At 58.4% G+C, this 17866-nt stretch carries 19 protein-coding genes; 12 read left to right on the forward strand and 7 right to left on the reverse strand.

Annotation, left to right across the window (positions count from 1 at the left end):
* Nucleotides 1–217 precede the first annotated feature (217 nt).
* Nucleotides 218–442, forward strand: a complete 225-nt coding sequence (locus C1I89_RS00005; RefSeq protein WP_043291593.1) for a DUF2188 domain-containing protein — start codon at nt 218–220, stop codon at nt 440–442.
* Between the two features lie 583 nt (nt 443–1025).
* Here C1I89_RS00005 and C1I89_RS00010 read toward each other — a convergent pair.
* On the reverse strand, nt 1026–2291 hold the full coding sequence (locus tag C1I89_RS00010) for an ATP-binding domain-containing protein (RefSeq protein WP_102770797.1): 1266 nt from the start codon (nt 2289–2291) through the stop codon (nt 1026–1028).
* On the reverse strand, nt 2288–4108 hold the full coding sequence (locus C1I89_RS00015; protein ID WP_219929557.1) for an ATP-dependent nuclease: 1821 nt from the start codon (nt 4106–4108) through the stop codon (nt 2288–2290). The genes C1I89_RS00010 and C1I89_RS00015 overlap by 4 nt, the downstream gene beginning before the upstream one ends.
* A gap of 477 nt (nt 4109–4585) precedes the next feature.
* Between C1I89_RS00015 and C1I89_RS33935 the strand changes: the two genes are divergently transcribed.
* The 3 genes from C1I89_RS33935 (at nt 4586) to C1I89_RS00025 (ending at nt 7667) form a co-directional block, all read left to right on the forward strand.
* The gene (locus C1I89_RS33935) at nt 4586–4972 is read left to right on the forward strand and encodes a helix-turn-helix domain-containing protein (RefSeq protein ID WP_146196852.1); all 387 of its coding nucleotides are present in this window, start codon (nt 4586–4588) and stop codon (nt 4970–4972) included.
* Between the two features lie 172 nt (nt 4973–5144).
* On the forward strand, nt 5145–6146 hold the full coding sequence (locus C1I89_RS00020; RefSeq protein ID WP_102770798.1) for a replication protein RepA: 1002 nt from the start codon (nt 5145–5147) through the stop codon (nt 6144–6146).
* A 513-nt stretch (nt 6147–6659) separates the two neighbouring features.
* Entirely contained in the window at nt 6660–7667 is a 1008-nt protein-coding gene (locus C1I89_RS00025; protein ID WP_102770799.1) for a DUF4917 family protein, read from the forward strand.
* A gap of 97 nt (nt 7668–7764) precedes the next feature.
* On the opposite strand, the gene C1I89_RS00030 is transcribed toward C1I89_RS00025, so the two are convergent.
* Nucleotides 7765–9015: an IS256 family transposase gene (locus C1I89_RS00030; RefSeq protein WP_088590566.1), complete on the reverse strand. Its 1251-nt coding sequence runs from the start codon at nt 9013–9015 to the stop codon at nt 7765–7767.
* 64 nt (nt 9016–9079) lie between these two features.
* On the reverse strand, nt 9080–9343 hold the full coding sequence (locus C1I89_RS00035; protein WP_102770800.1) for a hypothetical protein: 264 nt from the start codon (nt 9341–9343) through the stop codon (nt 9080–9082).
* A 629-nt stretch (nt 9344–9972) separates the two neighbouring features.
* On the opposite strand from C1I89_RS00035, the gene C1I89_RS35815 reads away from it, so the two are divergent.
* The 8 genes from C1I89_RS35815 to C1I89_RS00070 all read left to right on the forward strand — a co-directional run bounded on the left by C1I89_RS35815 (nt 9973) and on the right by C1I89_RS00070 (nt 13065).
* Nucleotides 9973–10104, forward strand: coding sequence for a hypothetical protein (locus tag C1I89_RS35815; protein ID WP_422861509.1), 132 nt, complete (start codon nt 9973–9975; stop codon nt 10102–10104).
* 16 nt (nt 10105–10120) lie between these two features.
* Complete coding sequence (locus C1I89_RS00045) at nt 10121–10507, forward strand: hypothetical protein (protein WP_219929558.1); 387 nt, start codon at nt 10121–10123, stop codon at nt 10505–10507.
* Nucleotides 10508–10587: 80 nt separating this feature from the next.
* Nucleotides 10588–10866: a CopG family ribbon-helix-helix protein gene (locus C1I89_RS00050; RefSeq protein WP_004541313.1), complete on the forward strand. Its 279-nt coding sequence runs from the start codon at nt 10588–10590 to the stop codon at nt 10864–10866.
* 26 nt (nt 10867–10892) lie between these two features.
* A complete protein-coding gene (locus C1I89_RS00055; protein ID WP_229202334.1) occupies nt 10893–11144 on the forward strand; it encodes a type II toxin-antitoxin system RelE/ParE family toxin in 252 nt (83 codons plus the stop codon).
* Nucleotides 11145–11146: 2 nt separating this feature from the next.
* Nucleotides 11147–11461: a hypothetical protein gene (locus C1I89_RS00060; protein WP_102770801.1), complete on the forward strand. Its 315-nt coding sequence runs from the start codon at nt 11147–11149 to the stop codon at nt 11459–11461.
* The gene (locus tag C1I89_RS35045) at nt 11454–11588 is read left to right on the forward strand and encodes a hypothetical protein (RefSeq protein ID WP_011051575.1); all 135 of its coding nucleotides are present in this window, start codon (nt 11454–11456) and stop codon (nt 11586–11588) included. Before C1I89_RS00060 ends, C1I89_RS35045 begins: the two co-directional genes overlap by 8 nt.
* Nucleotides 11589–11657: 69 nt before the next feature.
* A complete protein-coding gene (locus C1I89_RS00065; protein WP_196481627.1) occupies nt 11658–11930 on the forward strand; it encodes a hypothetical protein in 273 nt (90 codons plus the stop codon).
* 10 nt (nt 11931–11940) lie between these two features.
* Nucleotides 11941–13065: a PIN domain-containing protein gene (locus C1I89_RS00070; RefSeq protein ID WP_146196853.1), complete on the forward strand. Its 1125-nt coding sequence runs from the start codon at nt 11941–11943 to the stop codon at nt 13063–13065.
* Between the two features lie 69 nt (nt 13066–13134).
* Here C1I89_RS00070 and C1I89_RS00075 read toward each other — a convergent pair whose 3' ends face one another.
* The 3 genes from C1I89_RS00075 to C1I89_RS00090 all read right to left on the reverse strand — a co-directional run bounded on the left by C1I89_RS00075 (nt 13135) and on the right by C1I89_RS00090 (nt 17829).
* A complete protein-coding gene (locus C1I89_RS00075) occupies nt 13135–13656 on the reverse strand; it encodes a hypothetical protein (RefSeq protein WP_102770803.1) in 522 nt (173 codons plus the stop codon).
* A 9-nt stretch (nt 13657–13665) separates the two neighbouring features.
* The gene (locus tag C1I89_RS00080) at nt 13666–15837 is read right to left on the reverse strand and encodes a DotA/TraY family protein (RefSeq protein WP_102770804.1); all 2172 of its coding nucleotides are present in this window, start codon (nt 15835–15837) and stop codon (nt 13666–13668) included.
* Nucleotides 15838–16737: 900 nt separating this feature from the next.
* Nucleotides 16738–17829 carry a site-specific integrase gene (locus tag C1I89_RS00090; protein WP_102770806.1) on the reverse strand — a complete coding sequence of 364 codons (1092 nt, stop codon included), beginning with the start codon at nt 17827–17829 and terminating at the stop codon, nt 16738–16740.
* Between the last annotated feature and the right edge of the window lie 37 nt (nt 17830–17866).

The raw sequence follows: 17866 nt of genomic DNA on the forward strand, positions 1-17866 counted from the left end.
AGCGGCACATGGCCGAAGGGCTGGGCCTTCAGCCTGGCACCAGCTTCCGGACGGCAGACATTTTCAAACGCCACAAGCAGGTCTACGCCACATTCGTCGACAAGGACGACAAAGGGCACTACTGGCTCAAGCCTGACTTCGTGATTCTGGAAAGGGGGTGACTCGACAGCCAATACCCCGACTTCCAGCATCCACCCAACCTTGAAAGGATTTTGAAATGGCCGGTAAAAACCAACATGTAGTGAAGCGCGACGACGGCTGGGCCGTGCGTGGCGCAGGCAATCAGCGAGACACCTCGCATCACCGCACCCAGTCCGAGGCCGAGCGGGCCGCCCGTGACATCGCCATCAACCAGCGTAGCGAGGTCTTGATTCATGGCGAGAACGGTCGCATCCGCGAGCGCAACAGCTACGGCAACGATCCGCACCCGCCCAAGGGCTGAAGATCGCTGGCCCTGAAATCATCGGGTTCGACTATTGCAGTAAGTGGTCCATGCGTCGAACCCGATGCGGCGCATCAATCGCAACTGCTTGTCACAAGAGGGTTTCTGCGTGTGCTCGGCTGGCGAAGTTCTGGCCGATTTTTTGAGAACAGAGACCAGAAAAGAGTCAAACTTGGCGGGTCGGTGGGCGCTTCCTGGCCGGCGCGATATGGCCTGTGGCACACGCAAAATCGGCCGAATCCCCGCACAGTGTGGGGAAAGCACAGATGTGAAAAAGCCCAACCGAGAAGGGTTGGGCTTTGAAAGTGGTGGAGCGGAGGAGGATCGAACTCCCGACCTTCGCATTGCGAATGAGGTTCGACTTCTTGCACCGCCATTGGCCGAAGGTTTTGATTCGAAAGGGCTTTTCCGATTACAGTAAAAACCCTTTAAGATCAAAGGGTTGCACCTTCTGCATCGCTCACTTCGCTTTTCGGTAGATTCCAGTACGCGCCGGGATTTCGTATGTTACCGAAAAATTTTGTGCCCGAATGGCGCAGATTTGGAGCAAGCGATTACCGCCCGTCGCACAACTAGGCCGCCATCATGCGAAAGGGGCTCCCTTAAGGAGGTCCTCGCTCTGCAAAATCACCGTACACCACCGCCGCGCCCGAGTGATGGCGTTGTACAGCAAGCGCCGCTTGTGCTCGTCATCGCCTCCAACTTGGTAAGGCCAGAGCACCACCACGCCGTCAAACTCTCGATTCTTCGCTTGTTGTACGGTCATAGCGGAGAACGATGCGTGGTCTGCCGCGTATCGCTGGCGACGAAGCTGGACCTGCCGGGCGATGGCCTTCTCGACCTCCTGGCGCCCAAAAGACGTGGCAGCGCCGGTTCGCGCTTGGCGCCTCACCCAGGAAATCACTTCTCGAACTGCGCCGCTGCGGGGAAGGCGTTGCAAGGCGGTCACCGCTTCCACTGCCGTGACGTCGTTACCCAACTGAAGCATCTCAATCAGCTCAGCGACCTCGTCCGAATCACTTTGCTCCCATCTGATCGTGTAAGGGCCGTTCTGTTGTTTGCCGCAAGGGCCTTGCCCCACCCGGGCCACCACCTTCTGTGCGAAGCCGCCTTTCAGCGACGGGGTGATAACAGCGGCATTTCCACCCTTGCGCCATGCGAGCGCGTTCGCGAGATAGACGCCAGCCATTGGCATGCCTTTAGCAGCAAACACCTTGAACCCTTGGCCATTCTGAGCCACACCACCACCCCGAATCGTCGCTGCCGCGGTCAGCAGTGCCTGCACATCGGTGCGTCGAATCTCGGTTAGAACAACTGGCTTGCACGCTGCACGCAGCCACGTGACGCACGGGTTGGGCCGCAATGCTTGGCTCAAACATTGAAATTCGTCGGCAGCGACTAGGAGGGAAACCGACTCCGCAAGGGCTGATACCATCCGAAGACGCTCCGGTTTTAGGTCTTGGGACTCATCCACCAAGACAACCGGAAAGCTTATCGCAACCCACGCCCTCACCTCAGGGCGCTCCAAAAGAGCGCCGGCCCAGTCGCACTGTTCATCGTACTGATCGGGTTGCAACGGAGGCATTCCAAGTGCCTGGGCCAGGCCTCGCCAGCGTCGCAGGAGACGCTGCGCAAAACTGTCGACGGTTACACACTCGACACGCCCCCTCACCGCTTCAATCCCTCGAAGCTTCTCGTTGAGGCGGCGCCGAGCTCCATGCATGAAGGTCAACGCCAAGACCCGCTGGCCATCGAGGAGGGGCGATTCCTCGATAGTCTGGGACACCAACTCCATCAGCCTCACGGTCTTACCGCATCCGGCGGCCCCTTCCACGGCAATCAAGGTCATGGTTGGAAGGTTCTTATGGCCGGCGCACCGGGTGCCGCGACAAAGCGCGGAGAATCGCCTCCCAGAGAGACGTCGTTGATCGCGTTTAGTAACTCGCGGGCACGGTTGCAGCACCGCTCTGTGGTGCCGATTACGTCAGCAACAACCTCGTATGCAATCTGGTCCTGCTTTAGCCCCCCTGCGGCGCGAACTTCCGACTTGAGCCTCGCGACCAGAGCTGGAACTGATTGGGGAGCCGGATCCATTACGCGGGCTAACGCCGTGATCGCGGTGTCAGCATCACCAGCAAGGACCCACCCCACCACATCCTCTATCGTCCAGTCGTCCGGCCACCGCATGATTATCGTTGGCCCCTGCGCGGCGGCCGCCATGGCCTGCGCATAAGCACGTCCGGCTGCATCGCCATCAACCAATGCGGTAATGCGAGGATGCAGTCGAACAAGCGCGCCGACAGTCGCTTCTACGGCAGCATCGTGAGTGGGAACCAAGCCGATGTAAGCGCCGAATTTACTCTCCTGTCCCTCGTCCCATCCCTGTCCGAGATCGACTGACCGCACCAGAAGCTTGAACCATTCATAGTCGATTCGCCCTTCCGGAACCAGGACAGCATCGTGCATCAGCGCAGCAATTGTGTCCGCTCTGTTGAGCTGGAAGAGCTTGCGCACGCCGTTGGAAGCCGCCGGAGGCAACGTCTCTGGAAGTAAGGGTACCGACGACAAGACGCCGTCGTCGTTACGCAATACGAGGACAGACAACGGGTCCGACATCGCTGCGATCATGGGCGAGTGAGTCGAGACAAAGGTCTGGCTGGATAGTGCCTGTATCCGATGAACCAGCCGTCGTTGCAGCGGCGGTGGCACGTGCAATTCAGGTTCCTCGAGAGCCATCCAGAACCCTTCCTGAGCCTGCGCTCGTTGCCGCCCAAATTGAAGCAAGAGAAGCAAGTGCTGAAGCGAGATCAATCCACTGCCATGCCGCCTCGCAGGTAAAGCGAGAGGAGCTCCCGCATGTAGGTAGTGTGGTACGACGGTCTCCAACAATCCGTCGCTATCGGTGGCCGTCACCCTGAGCTGTAGGGTTGGTTTGCTGCGAAAAAAACCAGCGAGTTCCGTGTTCAGTTGCGTGGTAATTGGCTCGAGATTTTCGTCGGCTTCCAACGGCTGGTCTGGAGCGCGTAGTCGATCACGCTCTTTCAAGACCGACGTGGCCGGTTGACCACCCGCAGAGGCGACGACGCGCCGAAACAGCTCCGATCCGAACGACACGATACGATCCCACGACCTACTCGCCGGCACCAGAAAGAACCCGATATCTCGAATGAGTCGGCCGGGCACCGCAACAGGAGCTTCGTCCGCGAACACATCGCCGACGGCGTCATCGTCATGAAAATAGCGGGCTGTTTCAACCTCGAGCTCGGGTTGGTCGAACCGTGCGCAAAATCCGATTTGGCAGGCCAAGGGCCAATTGGGATCATCTCTCGTCGCGGAAGCGGCACCGCGGACGGGATTCCACCACTTCGGAACGCCGCGATCGTCCCGAAACCAGTCGACGTGTTCCGCAGGATCATCTCCATCGAATCCCACGATCGTGGCAATGATTTGGATCCGGTCCGCAGGTTGCGGGTTGCTACCGAAGAAATCATGTTCGGTCAGGCTTCGCACCATGCGATCTCGACCGAACAAGAGGGCCAACGCTTCGATGATTGTGGTTTTGCCGCAGTTGTTCGCGCCAACCAAGACGGTATGCTGCCCAAGGCGGACGTGCGCTTCTCGGATCCCGCGGAAGTTCTTGATTCTTAGATCAACGACGCGCAGCATTTTCGCTCCCCCGTGTCGCGGAATTTGGATTATATCGGTATAGCCCAGTACAATCGGGTTAGTCAGCGCATTGGTTGTCGCTAAACGGCCAGCTTTTTCTCGGGCTGCGCAAGCAGACCGTCAGACCGGAAATAACCCCGGTTGACGCTTCCGGGCAGAGCCAGCGACAGAGCACTGATGCCTCTTTGAGGCCGTTCTACCGACGGGGCAGGCTGCGGCAGAGCGAAGAAGAACCTGCAAGGAAAGCCATCGAGGAATCGACGGATCGATGGCGAGTACCGATTTCAATGTATAGATGCGCGTGCGGACGCTTCCCTGAGTGGATAGCTGCAAGACCGGAACGAACAAACAGCGCCGCACATCGCGACATCTCTACATACCCCTGGGCGCGGGGGCACCGTTGATGAACACGTACGTTTCCTTTTGCCACCTGACCCGTACGGCAGGCGATGGGGCGATTGCTGAAGGCGTACGTCCATGCAACGCTCCGCACCGCTGTTCTCTGCTGGCCATGCCGGCACCTCCCTTGCGTATCTGTCATCGCTGTATCCCCCGGCCCTGTCCGTTGCACAGGTGGCTGAGATCACCAGCGAAGCCCCACAAACTATCCGCAATCGCCTTAGCAAGGGTAGTAAGGTCAAATATCCCATACCGTCGTTCAAGGTCGGTCGAAAGCGCGTTTTCCGGCTCATCGATGTTGCCGCGTTTATCGATCAGCAATGTGCTGAAGATCCGTCCAACCCAGCTAATCTGCGACCACGACGAGGCCGGCCGACGAAGGCCGAGCAGATAGCGAAGCGGCAAGCTCTTGCGAACGCTCCCCAAGCCGCATCCCCGACCGGGGTAGCAGGGGGTGCGCAATGACCTCGGCGGTTCGAATCGACCCATCGGCATGGCAAGCCGGATTTGAAGCCGGCGAAGCGGGTCGCCCAATGACTCCGTGCCCTCAAAATCTCGACCCGTTTTCGTACTTTTCTGGGTGGATCGAGGGCAACGCCAAGAGACAGAGGTTCGGACATAGCCTTGGAGGTTCGGTATGACGAGCCACCAAGTAGCCCTCGATGCGCCGGGAGAACGCCATTGCGATGAGCCCATCCCTTGCGGCCGAACATCTTCCACTGCGGCTCGCACAGCGTCGACCTCGCGGGAAGAGCGGCTGATCAAGTTCAGCCTATCAATCGAGTCCGAATCACCCAGTGGCGACGATATGACCTTCACACATGCCGTCTTCTGCCAGGTCGGACTTCCTCGTGCCAAGGTCTTAGAACGGGAATTTGTGCGGCAATCAGGCTCTGTTTGGCTTAGCGTGCAGGCTGGCCTCCTTGACGAAGGTAACGGACCGGTGGTCCAGCCCATTCCGTATGGGGCGATGCCGCGACTCGCGCTCGCGTGGGTATCCACCTACGCGAAGCGTCACAAGACACGCGAAATTCCAATCGGTGACAGCGCCGCGGAGTTCCTTCGCCTGGTCGGAATGGACTCGCAGGGAAATCGGTATGCCACGCTGCGCAAACAAATGCATGCACTCGCGGCATGTCGGCTGCAACTCGGATACAAGGGACGCACGTTCAACGGTCAGCCGGTCGAGCAGTTCGACGCCTGGCTAGGCAACCGGGATGCGAGGCAGCGATCTTTGTGGCCTGGCGTCATGCTCCTGTCGGAGAGCTACTTCCAAGAGCTGATGGAGAAAGGGGTTCCATTGGATAACCGTGCCCTGATGGCCTTGAAGGGCTCAGCGCTTGCACTCGACGTCTATGCTTGGCTGGCCTATCGCCTTCACCAGATACAGGGACGCCCACCGATCGTTCATTGGCGAAGTCTACGTGAGCAATTCGGCCAAGAATACAAGGGCAAAGACCCAGACAAAGACTTCAAGAAGAAATTCCTGACGGCGTTGCAAGCCGTGATGGCGGTCTACCCAAAGGCCAGGGTCAAACGAGTGACGGGCGGGCTGCTATTGATGTCATCGCCGCCACCAATACGGCCTGCCGTACATGCTGTTAGCAAGCTTGTGGAGTCAGCGAGTTATCCACGTTAGATCGGCCCCCGCGAAAACGTTAAATCGGCCCCCGTCACAGGGGGCCTACCGCGTTAAATCGGCCCCCTCCGCCGCGTTAAATCGGACCTCCCCTAAACCTGTAAGGTTTGCTTGTAAAGATTCCTGTAACTTCTTCTGGTAGTTGGTGCCCGTGGACTTGTGGACAATGCGCTTCGCGCACCGGCGACGGCCCATGGACAACCGCAAGCGGTTGCCCACAGGCCCACGCCTTTGCCCACAGGGTCCACCGGCTTAATCCGCTGCATGTGGACAATGCGCTGCGCGCACCGGCCCGCCGGGCCTTTGCCCACATTCCGCTTTCCCAGCTATGGATATGTACGATTCGAAATCAAAGCAGCTACATCAGTGACGGCGACGTTCGCTGCCATTCACCGACGAAAAGCAACGGACGTAAGCACAGCGGCGAAGAATGGATGGTTACCGGATTTGCAGTACATTGTGTCGACGACGGCGTGACCCGCCGATACAACAAGACGCTGCAAGGAACCGACCATGCCGTTTGAAATACTGCCGTGGGCCACACTGGCCGACGAGCACCGGGGGACCATTCTGCTCGGGAACGGGGCCAGCATTTCCGTTGAACCCCGCTTCGCCTACCGCTCCCTGCTTGGCCATGCCAGAGAGCATGGCCTGCTAACACCCGACGTGAATCGTCTCTTTGCCTTCTTCGGCACGTCGGACTTTGAGCTGATCCTCCGGATCGTATGGCAAGCATCGAACGTCAACCAGTCGTTGCAAATCGCTGACGATCGTACACGCGTGGCTTACCGCCACGTGCGAGACTGCTTGATCCAGACCGTCCGTGAGATACACCCAGAGCATGATGTGGTCAGCGAGCATTTGCCTCGGATCTACGAGTTCCTCAAGTCCTTCGATACGATCGTGTCGCTGAACTACGATCTGCTGTTGTACTGGTCGGTGACGTATGGGCTCGACATCGATGACGGTCATGCATTCAAAGACTGCTTCATCGGCGGCCGGTTCGACGACGACTGGCAGAGGTTCAGGCAACCTATCGGGCGGGAGCGGTCAACAACCCTGGTCTTTTATCCGCACGGAAGTCTTATTTTGTGCCGTGACCGCATCGAACAGGAGGCGAAGATTCACAACCGGGATGCCGGGCTGCTTCGGGCCATCCTAGACAGATGGGAAAGTGAACAAGTCGTCCCGCTCTTCGTCAGCGAGGGCACGGCGGAACAAAAGGTGGCCTCAATCCAAAGCAGCTATTACCTGTCGACTGTATACCGAGAGGTCTTGCCTTCTGCACGTGAGTCGCTGGTGATCTACGGCTGGGGTTTTGGTGAACATGACCTTCATCTTCTACGTCGGATGAGACGGTCGGGTATCCGCCGTGTCGCCGTTTCAGTGCTCAACAACGATCAGGCTTACTGCACCCGGACCGCTCAAATCCTATGGGACGAACTCGGTCCGGCGACGCAGGTACAGTTTTTCGATTGCCAAAGCCCTGGCTGCTGGAACCATGCCGCGCTGGAGGCATGACATCGGGGCGCTCAAGCGCCCCGATTGAACGGAACGACCCATCCGGCGCGCAGCTAGCGGGGTTGTCAGAAATTCCGTGTTTAAGGCGGGTTAAAAATCAAACGGAAGGACGGACGAAGCGATCTTCATAGAGGATAGCAAACTGGATCATGGCCTGTTTCCAATCACGGGCCGGACGGCCCCAATCGGCGGTGATATTGCGCAGAGCCAGCCAGAGGAGTTTGGTAGCGGCCTCGTCGCTGGGGAAGTGCCCTCTGGTTTTGATGATTTTGCGTAGCTGCGCATTAATATTCTCAATGGCATTGGTCGTGTAAATGACCTTACGCACCTCGGGTGGAAACGCAAAGAACGGTATGACGCGATCCCACGCATGGCGCCATGCGCGGGTCACGACGGGGAATTTCTGTCCCCATGGCCCTTGCTCAAATGTCTCGAGTTCGGCCAGAGCGGCTTCGGCGCTTGGGGCCGTGTAGATCGGGCGGATGGCGGCGGCCAGTGCCTTGCGATCCTTCCAACTTGCATAGTCCAGGCTATTGCGGATCAGGTGGACAATGCAGGTCTGCAACGTGGTGGCCGGGAAGACCGCACCCAGCGCCTCGGGCATCCCTTTGAGGCCGTCGGTGACGGCGATCAGGATGTCATGGACCCCGCGGGTCTTTAAGTCGTTGAAGACCCGCATCCAGAACTTGGCGCCTTCGGTACCCTCGATCCACAGTCCCAGGATATCGCGTGTGCCATCGGGAAGCACACCCAAGGCCAGATAAATGGCCTTGTTGCGCACGACGCCGTTATCGCGGATCTTTACACGCAGCGCATCAAAAAACACGACGGGATACATGGGCTCGAGCGGACGGGCTTGCCAGGCGGTCACCTCTGCCATCACCTCATCGGTCACCGAGCTGATGAACTCGGGCGAGACCTCGGTGCCGTACTGTTCTTGCAAAAAACCTTGAATCTCGCGCACCGTCATGCCTCTGGCATACATGGCAATGATCTTGTCATCAAAGCCCGTAAAACGCCGTTCGTGCTTCGGGATGAGTAACGGAGCAAAACTGCCGTCTCGATCGCGAGGGACCTCGATACGGATCGAGCCGTCCTCGGTCATGACGGTCTTGGCACCTTTGCCATTGCGCTGGTTAGTAGCCGCTGCGGGCTTAGCCGCCCCAGAGGGATAGCCCAGGTGGTGATTGAGCTCTCCCCCCAGCGCACGTTCGATCAGCGCCTTCTTAAATGCCAACGACGCGGCATTGATCGCTTCAGCCGTCATCGGGCCGTCACCGAACGACTTCAGTAAATCTGCGGGAATGCTCGGCAACTCGGCCAGCGGGGTCTTGGGTTTGCGTGGCATACATACTCCTTGGCGGTATGTTATGCCCTAAACACGAAATTACTGACAGACCCCAGCTAGCAGGCTACCAATTGAGCTCGCCAGAGCGAACGATTCGGCCGTAGATTTCGATGGCTTTTCGAACAGCTGTTTTGTCCTCGATGCGCAAGTTCCGGCGCTCACAATTGAGCTGCTTCTGCAGCTCGAATAATTCATCAATCAGACGCGCGTCCGGCTGCGACTTTTCCCGCTCTTCTGCGATGTCGCGTGAAGCGATCGCAATCACGTTGCCAATCGTCTCGAGTGCCGTCTCGTAATCGGCCAGTTGGTCATCCGTCCAAGTCTTCACTGAGCGCCTCGTCCTCGTCGATCTATAAAGTCAATTGCGACTGCCTTTGTCTCGCAATTCGGCGATCTCGCCAAACGCACGTCCATCGCAGCCATGTCTGCCTCTCCCTTGTCCATCGGTCGGCATTGCTAGCCTCTCTCAAGCTACTCCCTTGGGATGCGACCTATCAGCAGTAAGAGCGTTTCGTTAAGGGGAAAAAAGCCTCTCTCTAATCTCCTAGTTGTCTGCCACGAGCAACGCCGTTTTAGTCGACGACGCATGTGCCACATGGAACTACTTTGACCTGTGCAGAGCCCCTCTTCAACGCCGTCATTTTTGCTTGAAAAAAACGGTCCACACGAGCTACCGTCAAACGTCAGCAAACTGCTGCGCAAATTCTAGGACAGGGTAGGGTTTGCTATACCGCCATAAATGGCGTCCTAGCAACCGGCAGCGCACCAGTCGTTTCACTCCCTACGCGCAGCCTACCGCCCCTGCTCAGGGCTTCGCCCCGAGACCCCGAATTCGAGAGAGATTGGCGTAACAGTGAGTACGAGCGAACAGCGACGAAGGACACCCGCATGCTTCCGCCGATACGGTGCTATGAGGACGAGGAGGCTTTGGTCCGCGAAAGGGCACGTGATTGCGGTATGAGCGTCGGGCAATTTGTGCTCGCAGCCGCGCTTGGCCGCCGCACGCGCACCAAGGTCGAAACACACGTTCTCAATGAGCTTCGCAGGCTCGGCGGTTTTCCGCGAAGCCGCTCGGCGGAAGCGCCGTGAAATCCAAGAGACCGTCATGGACGCCGCCGCCCGGAACGTGTTGTACAGCGTCGTCGCATTCGAGACGCTGCGGGAGCGCGATCGACTGCGGCGCGAGATCCGCAAAGAGCGTCAGGCGCTGTACGCTGATCCGACGAATCGTAGGCTGTCATATCGCGAATGGGTGGAGCAACAGACGGCCACCGGCGATAGTGCGGCTATCGGCCAGCTACGGGGCGCGTTCGAGCTTACCGGCAGCAAACAATTCAAGCGACGCGCGATCGCCCTTATGGTGGAACATGGAATTGACGCCCGGCTTCGAGACGGCGAGCAAGAAGCGTTGCGGCGTGCCAAAGCAGCGGCCGCAGCGAAGCAAACGCCCCGTCGTCCCGGCAAGCCCCGAAAGGGCAGTGCGTCGCCTTGAATATTGGGGCGCCATGGACGGAGTCAGCGTTTCGGTCTATAGTAGTCTCAGGTATTACCTTTTGCTACGGAGGCCGTGTCATGGTTACGGCAACATCCATCAAGCTTGATGATGAATTGAAAGGGCGGGTTCAGCACTTGGCCGAGGCGCGCCGGCGTACCCCGCATTGGATCATGCGCGAAGCCATTGAGCAGTACGTCGAGCGCGAGGAAAAGCGCGAGGCGCTGAACCGGGACACGCTCAAGGCATGGGATGAATTTCAGGCGACGGGCCTGCACGTGACCGCTGAGGAAGTGGACAAGTGGCTCGCGAGCTGGGGAACTGACGACGAACTGCCTCCGCCAGAATGCCACAAGTAATCTTTGCGCCGGCGGCGATCGGGGACATGCAACGGCTGCGCGAATTCCTGAGGCCGAAGAATCCCGATGCTGCGAGGCGGGCCGGCGAAGCGATTAGGCGCGGCGTCCAGGCTCTCGGTGCCCACCCTCGAATGGGGCGACTCATAGAAGATCTGCCTGAACAGTATCGGGAGTGGCTTATCGATTTTGGGGATAGTGGCTATGTGGCTCGGTACCGCCTGGATGGCGATACTGTCACGATTTTGGCCGTGCGACACCAGAAGGAAGCGGGGTACTGATCATGACAGATGACGAGGCCAAGGCTAGGATCGAAGCGCTCTACGACGACGCAGCGGCCGTCTTGGCCGAGCAGGGGCTGTCGCCCCTGCAGGCTTACTGTCTGGTGCTCGAGCAGGTAACGGTTCGGGACGAGCCGACTTTGCGATTGCTAGCCGATACGGCGGCGCATGATCGATGGTTTCGGGGGCAGGTTCGAGAGGGGCTGGAGGAAGCCCACGATCCGAGTACGAAGTGGATATCTGACGATGAAGCGCAGGAAAGCTATGCCAGACAGCGAACCAAACTGCTCGCCCGGATCGGAAAAGGCAATGAATGACAACTACGTCCGCTGCGGCACACCGCTGGTCTACACCGGCGAGCTCGAATTGCGGCCAGATATTCTCGCCGAGCTCGGCGAGCAGCAGTCGGATCAGAAGGCCTCACGGTCTACTGATCTACTCTAGGCGCCCCGCCCGTGTGCTGGAACACGCGGGCAGGACTTCCACTACACCACCTGGACTAGAGGTGATGACATGGCAACCGAACATCGTATCAGCCCGGATGCAGTCGGGCTCGAGATCGCTCGCCTTCAATGGGCGAACGCCCTCATGCGTGCGGCTAACAAAGCGCTGGCGAAGGGCGACAGAGCGGCCCTGAACGACATGGGCTTTTCGCTGGAACACGTTGACGAGCTGCAGGCGAATGGCGGCTTTCCTTCAACGTCGATCCGCAACAACACACAGATGATCACATACCTACGATCGGTAAGGGGCGCGGTGCCGATGGAACCTGTTCTGCTCGTATAGCCTGTTCCCTATGGCGCCTGAAGACATTGAAAAACTGAGAGAACTTGTCCGTCAAGGTCAGGTTCGAATGATGACGATCGATACAAGCGTCGTCAAACAAAATAACTTAGCGCTCGGGCATGGCTTACTTGGCCAATTGGCACAGTTCAAGCAGAGTCGATTTTCCTTCGTTCTTTCCGAGATCGTCGTTCGTGAAGTTCGCCGCCAAATCGCTGAATCAATTCGAACGGACCTGGCCGCGTGGCCAAGAATTGCTCGCCGACTGGAGAGGATCCCCGAAGCCGCGGACGAAGCGGCAGCACTCGCCGCAGCTTTGGCGGACGTATCTCCCGAGCAGATCGCATACCGCGAGGTCGAGCAGTTTTTGATTGCGACCGGCGCGGAGGTGATTACGGCAGACCACGTTGAGCTGGATCGTGTGCTTGATCTTTACTTTGACGGCAAGCCTCCATTTGGCACTGGCGGTAAGCGTCACGAATTTCCTGATGCGATCGCCCTGCTAGGTATTGACGCATGGTGCACGGCGGCAAACAGCGGCATTATTGTCGTTTCGAGTGATGCGGATTGGATGCGTTTCTGCGCGGCTTCAGCCGCTGGTCGCTTCCATGTCGTCGATAATCTCGCGACAGCGTTGGATATCGTGAATTCAACGGCAGCCGAGCGGGACGTGCGGGCAAGAGAGAGGCAAGAGCGTCTGGTGGAAAAGCTGCGCGACGGACAACTATCGCGTGAGGTGCAAAATCAACTGCCACGTCTATTGTTGGAGCAAGCCCGAGCTCGGGGGACCTCGCGGTCGTTGGCCTATCTAGCAGACATCGTTCGCGTTGAGGTAGGGGACGTTTCTTACGCCAACCCCGGCCGAATCCGGGACGATGACTCTGCTTTTGCCGTATTGGTCGACGTACGTGCACACTGTACGTTTTGGGCAAACTTCAATTTTTACAACCCCGAGATGACTCAGCCAATGGGCAGAGGCGTATACGGGGCCGGCCAAGATGTCGATGCCGCAGCGATAATCACCGTCGAGCGAGGCACAGTATCAATTGAGGTCCTATTTAAAAAGGAAGAACTCGTCATCGACTTCGGAGAAGTCGAACCGGACGAGGATGGGGCGGAGTCTCACAGTCCCATATGAGGTCATACTCCCTCAGTTCGACGCCGGGACGAACAATCAAAACCGGGTCTTTCGACCCGGTTCGTTTCGCTATGCCGCGCGCTCCAAAGCATAGCGAATGCGAGCGCTGATATCGTCTGCTCCGAGTCGGTTGACTCGGATCTGCATCGAAGGATTGGTGAAGTCGCGGAAGCTGAACGTGAATGCCGAGTGAACCGTGTCTCCGGCGTCGCTTACCTCGGCGTTCTGAATGTAAGTGATCGGCTCGTACTTTGCGACGTTCTTCTCCCTGTCAATGACCACGGCTTTGCCCATCACGGCATCAATGCCGACATACCGCGTGCTGAGATAGTCGGCAACTTCGACCTGCGGCCGGAAGCTGGGTGCGACCGACGCGATTAGCTTACGCATGTCGCGGTCGCGCGATCGGCGCCATTTCGATAGCAATAGAGCGCCGCCCGCCACCCACGCGACAGATGCAACCATTGCCGCAAGGGCCGCGCCTGAGTGCAGGAATTTCCCGCCCCACGACGAATACACGAATGCGGGGAGCGCGGCCAGCAAGGACGTCGCAATGTAGAACAGCTCGGATGCAAGTCTCAGCAATCGCATTGCATTCTCCTATTCCTTGATGCCATCGGACTTGGACGAAGGATTCGTCCCGCCCAGCGGGCGCCTGCCATTGCCACCTGACGGGCGAATATCGAATTTTGCCAGCAGGGTATTGACCGCAGCTTTGGTCCGATCGCTGTGGTCAGTGCCGACCATAGCTGGCGAGTGACCTCCGACCCAGTTGATCACCTTGTCCGGCACCAGGAAGATCAGGTTGAAGCAGCTATGCACAAGGTTGAGACACATAGAGAAGTAAATCGTGCAATAGGCCAGAATCGAACCGATGCCGGTCAGCGAGTCGAACTGAGCGTTTGCAAGGGCAATGCCGAACCCCTCGTTCAGCAACGTTCCGCCTGCGATGGCTCCCACGCCTCCCAAGAAGAAACCGAGCACCATGAGCACAGGACGCACCATCATCTCCAGGAGGAAGATGTAGCCGTGGGCGGTTTTGTGGCCGAGGCCGTCGCCCTCTCCGCCGAGATGCGTGATCGCCCATAACGGGGCTGCGATCACGCCCTCTCCAACAACGACGAGCCAGTTCACGGCCGCACCGAACCACACAACGAATGGCACCATCGGTAGATAGGTTGACAGCCCGAGGCCGAGTAGCAAGGCGGCGATGATGATCATCATGATGATCGGTCCCGCCCCGTCCAATGCACCTCGGACGAAGCTGAGCGCGCCACTGGCGTCAGCCACCCGTGATGCCAAGCCGGCGATGCTGAAACTTTCGCTGGTCGCCTCGAGCCCCTTGGCTGTGAGGTATCCTGCAAGACCGATTTCGGCTACACCAGTGAGATGGTCGCCCAGGTTTTTCATCTTGATCAGCGGGTTGATTTGGCCGCGCGATTCGCCGCCGTCGTTGATGTTGGTGATCGCCTCCGTTAGTGCTTGTCCTGGCGAGCTGAACAGCTTCGCGATGATGTTACCGCCGTCATTCTGTTGCTTCGTACCGAGAGGGGTAGCGTGCGTCGTCGTTGCTCGCCCCTGTTGTGCCTGATATGCAGTCAACGCCGTCTGGTAGACGCTCCTCATGGCTGCGTCACCGGCGATCGACGGCCCGAATGTTGTTGCCTTGCCAGCTACCGCATCAGAAAGCCTCGTGTTGGCTACGGCGAAGGTCTGATACCACTCGCCGAGCGTCCACCATCCGCCTTCCTTGATGGATGAGCTGAGTTGACCGGACAGCTCCTCAATGTTCCCCTGCTTCGTAGCGGCGATCGAATTGACTGTGTTTTCGTACTGCTGCGCTGCTGCCTGGATCGCTACTTCTGCGTCAGGGATCGTTGTGCTGCCGTCGGTGCTCCGCACCGTGACAGCATTGACGAACTCGAGCGCCGCCGTACTCAGCGATTTTTCCATGCCTGAGAGCGCTTGGAGGTGAGCCTTGCGGACTTCGGCAACATCAATCGTATTCGAGAACCAGCTCGTCGAGCTCGGTTGCGATTCGAGATTCGGGTCGACGTTGGCACCGCCGCATACAAAGCTTTTGTTGGCGAGCATGAAGCCGGTATCTGTCGATTGCGTCTGCACGTATCCGCTTTCGTCAACCAACCCGCCTTCGCTAGAGGCTGTGGCCAAGCCCGCGTTGATTCCATGACGGCAAAGCTCCATCTCGAATATCTTGTGGGCCAGTTCATTGGTGCCCGGCATGACCGGCTGCAACACCATTGCCTTGCCGTCGTTAAACGCCGAGACAGCGACATCGACGCCCATGTTTGCCACACCGACGCCCATCACAGACGCAGCCCACAGCATCAGTAACTGCGAGAGTGACCAGCCATTCGCGGTCGGCACGAGGGACGCAAGGCCCCAAACGATCCGAATCGGCCCCCACATCGTGTTTTTTGCGCGATCGAATACGGCCCCGTCGTGCGCTGTCTGCGATACCTTCAGGAACATCATGTAGCAGGTGAAGATCGCTCCTATGACCAGCAGTGCGCCGTTCGTAACCTGGAACAGGCTGGCCAAGATCGTGTCGCCCCCACCTGCGCTACCGGTCGCAAGGGGATTGTTGACGACGTTTCCGTACATCGCGACGAGCGCCTGGCGCGACTTGTCGCCGGAGCGCTGGGCTGCTTGACTGATCTCCCCCAGCGTCGTGCCTTCCCCGAATGCAGGAAGCGATATGGCCCACGTCATGACAACGCGTAGTCCGCTTAGGACTTTCGAGTACTTCATTGCTGGCCCTCCCTCTTTGCCTTGCCAGGCCGAAATTCCCAGTCAAGGGCATGGAGCCACCAGTGTTTGCGGCGATAGTAGTCCGCTTGCGTTTTCCCAGGGTTTCGCAACATCCAAAGGTGCCCGTCGACGGCCATCGCGCACACGAGCATCGTCGCCGTGAACAAAGCCCAAGTCGTTCTGTATTGCAGGATTGACAGCACGGAAGGCGCCGCGAACGGCCATCCATATACGAACCCCACGACTGAGAAGAGCAGCCAGAAGAGAACCGTTCTCTTCGTGGAAAGCTGATCAGCCACCAATTTTGGTTTGGGAGCCTGTGTCATTGCAGCCCCCGACGGTTTTGTTCAATCCAAGCAACAACCTCGTGTTCGTACCAGCACAGCCTGCGGCTGTGTGGCATCTTGAACGGTTCGGGAATGAGGTGCCGATACCGATCCTTCGAAACGAAGGTGCGGATAGTGGCTGGGGTCTTGCCGATCAGCTCGGCAAGCTGTTCGATGAATATGACACGCGGAGATCCGCGATCTGAGGCGGGTAGGGGACGCACGTCTACCTCTCACACACGAGCAAAAGCGCGTGTGGGGTGTCGTTCCCCACGTGTGAGGGCCCCTTGCGGGTGGCTGGCGAACTTCCGAACCGACGAGGCGATGCAAGGTCGCGCTTATCGCAACGCTTTATCGGTTTCCTACGCGTTTGGGTCGCGTAGCCGCTTTCTGAGCTATCCCTTCACTGACTTGACTCAGCGGCACCAGCGTCATCGCGACACTGGCAGCAAGTCAGTGTCGCGAATTGCATTGAAGAATTTAGAGTGATCCTCCAGACGCGTCAAGCATCATTGCTGCGCAGCTTGCTGCGTACATACGTATGTACGTAATTCCGTACGTATGCACCGGATCACTATCGAAGCCGCTTTGCCAAGTCTTCTGCGCTGGGATGGTAGTACCTCATTAGCATCCGCGGATCGCGATGGCCGGTAATCTTGGCCAGCTCGTGCATCGGAAAGATCGATGCCAGCCGGGACGTGGCTTCGTGCCTCAGGTCGTGAAAGCGAAGGTCGATTAAGTATTTTGCATCCGGCGTCCGACCCGCCTCCCTACATTCTTGCTCGTAGGTTTTTCGTGCTCGATCTACCGCGCGCTCGAACGCTCTCGTCACCGCATCTCCGCGAATTGAGAAAACGCGCCCGTCAGCCGGATTCTTGCCGACGACCTTTCGCCACTCTTTGAGGGCTTCAACGGCGCGGGGCGAAAGTGGTACATCCCGCGAGCTCCCGTTCTTGGTGTGGGGCAGGTGGGCTACGTGGCGTTTGAGATCTACATGCTCCCACCGAAGATCAACAATTTCGCCACGGCGCATTGCAGTCTCCACCGCGAGGGAAATGATTGTCGGCAACACGTCGGAGCTGCTTGCCGAGACGACCCGCTTCAGTTCGCCATCGGGCGCGCGTCGGTCGTCCCGAGAGTCACCTTCGGTTTCTCTGACTCGCCGGGTGCGAGCATTGTTCGCGGGCGGTTTGCGCACGAGCTCGAGGGGATTGGAAAGACTTTCCATCCCCCATTCCTTGCGGGCGATACTGAAAACGTGGGAGAGGATGGCCAAGCGTCGAAGCACTGACGCCGGCTTCAATGCCGGGTTGGTCTGCCTCAGCCAGTCGTCGCGCAATTTGGCTATGTCCGAACTGCGTACCGACGCCATCGATCGTTGCGCGATCGGCGTTGCCCTCCACGTCTTCAGCAGGGAAACTTCTTGGGCCTTCCCCTTCTTCAAGGAGACGATTTCGCGCTCGTATCGATCAAGCGCCTCGCAAAGAGTCGTTGACTCTGCCTCTGTTCGGCTCACGAACACGCCGCGATCAATTTCGGATTCGACCTGACGCGCCCAAGCTTCCGCTTCCGAGCGCGTATTGAACGTCTTGATCTGTACGGGGTAGCCCTTGCGCCGAACGCGGGCCTGCCACTGAAGATCGCCTCGACGGGTGATAGATGCCATTCACTGCTCCTCGTGTGTTGCGTCCAGGGCTTCGACA

This window comes from Achromobacter pulmonis, assembly GCF_002885955.2.
Lineage (GTDB): Bacteria > Pseudomonadota > Gammaproteobacteria > Burkholderiales > Burkholderiaceae_B > Achromobacter > Achromobacter pulmonis_A.

Coding starts and splice junctions, on each gene's coding strand:
- C1I89_RS00005 (WP_043291593.1), top strand. CDS start 218: ATGGCCGGTAAAAACCAACATGTAGTGAAGCGCGACGACGGCTGGGCC.
- C1I89_RS00010 (WP_102770797.1), bottom strand. CDS start 2,291: ATGACCTTGATTGCCGTGGAAGGGGCCGCCGGATGCGGTAAGACCGTG.
- C1I89_RS00015 (WP_219929557.1), bottom strand. CDS start 4,108: ATGCTGCGCGTCGTTGATCTAAGAATCAAGAACTTCCGCGGGATCCGA.
- C1I89_RS33935 (WP_146196852.1), top strand. CDS start 4,586: ATGCAACGCTCCGCACCGCTGTTCTCTGCTGGCCATGCCGGCACCTCC.
- C1I89_RS00020 (WP_102770798.1), top strand. CDS start 5,145: ATGACGAGCCACCAAGTAGCCCTCGATGCGCCGGGAGAACGCCATTGC.
- C1I89_RS00025 (WP_102770799.1), top strand. CDS start 6,660: ATGCCGTTTGAAATACTGCCGTGGGCCACACTGGCCGACGAGCACCGG.
- C1I89_RS00030 (WP_088590566.1), bottom strand. CDS start 9,015: ATGCCACGCAAACCCAAGACCCCGCTGGCCGAGTTGCCGAGCATTCCC.
- C1I89_RS35815 (WP_422861509.1), top strand. CDS start 9,973: ATGAGCGTCGGGCAATTTGTGCTCGCAGCCGCGCTTGGCCGCCGCACG.
- C1I89_RS00045 (WP_219929558.1), top strand. CDS start 10,121: ATGGACGCCGCCGCCCGGAACGTGTTGTACAGCGTCGTCGCATTCGAG.
- C1I89_RS00050 (WP_004541313.1), top strand. CDS start 10,588: ATGGTTACGGCAACATCCATCAAGCTTGATGATGAATTGAAAGGGCGG.
- C1I89_RS00055 (WP_229202334.1), top strand. CDS start 10,893: ATGCAACGGCTGCGCGAATTCCTGAGGCCGAAGAATCCCGATGCTGCG.
- C1I89_RS00060 (WP_102770801.1), top strand. CDS start 11,147: ATGACAGATGACGAGGCCAAGGCTAGGATCGAAGCGCTCTACGACGAC.
- C1I89_RS35045 (WP_011051575.1), top strand. CDS start 11,454: ATGAATGACAACTACGTCCGCTGCGGCACACCGCTGGTCTACACCGGC.
- C1I89_RS00065 (WP_196481627.1), top strand. CDS start 11,658: ATGGCAACCGAACATCGTATCAGCCCGGATGCAGTCGGGCTCGAGATC.
- C1I89_RS00070 (WP_146196853.1), top strand. CDS start 11,941: ATGGCGCCTGAAGACATTGAAAAACTGAGAGAACTTGTCCGTCAAGGT.
- C1I89_RS00075 (WP_102770803.1), bottom strand. CDS start 13,656: ATGCGATTGCTGAGACTTGCATCCGAGCTGTTCTACATTGCGACGTCC.
- C1I89_RS00080 (WP_102770804.1), bottom strand. CDS start 15,837: ATGAAGTACTCGAAAGTCCTAAGCGGACTACGCGTTGTCATGACGTGG.
- C1I89_RS00090 (WP_102770806.1), bottom strand. CDS start 17,829: ATGGCATCTATCACCCGTCGAGGCGATCTTCAGTGGCAGGCCCGCGTT.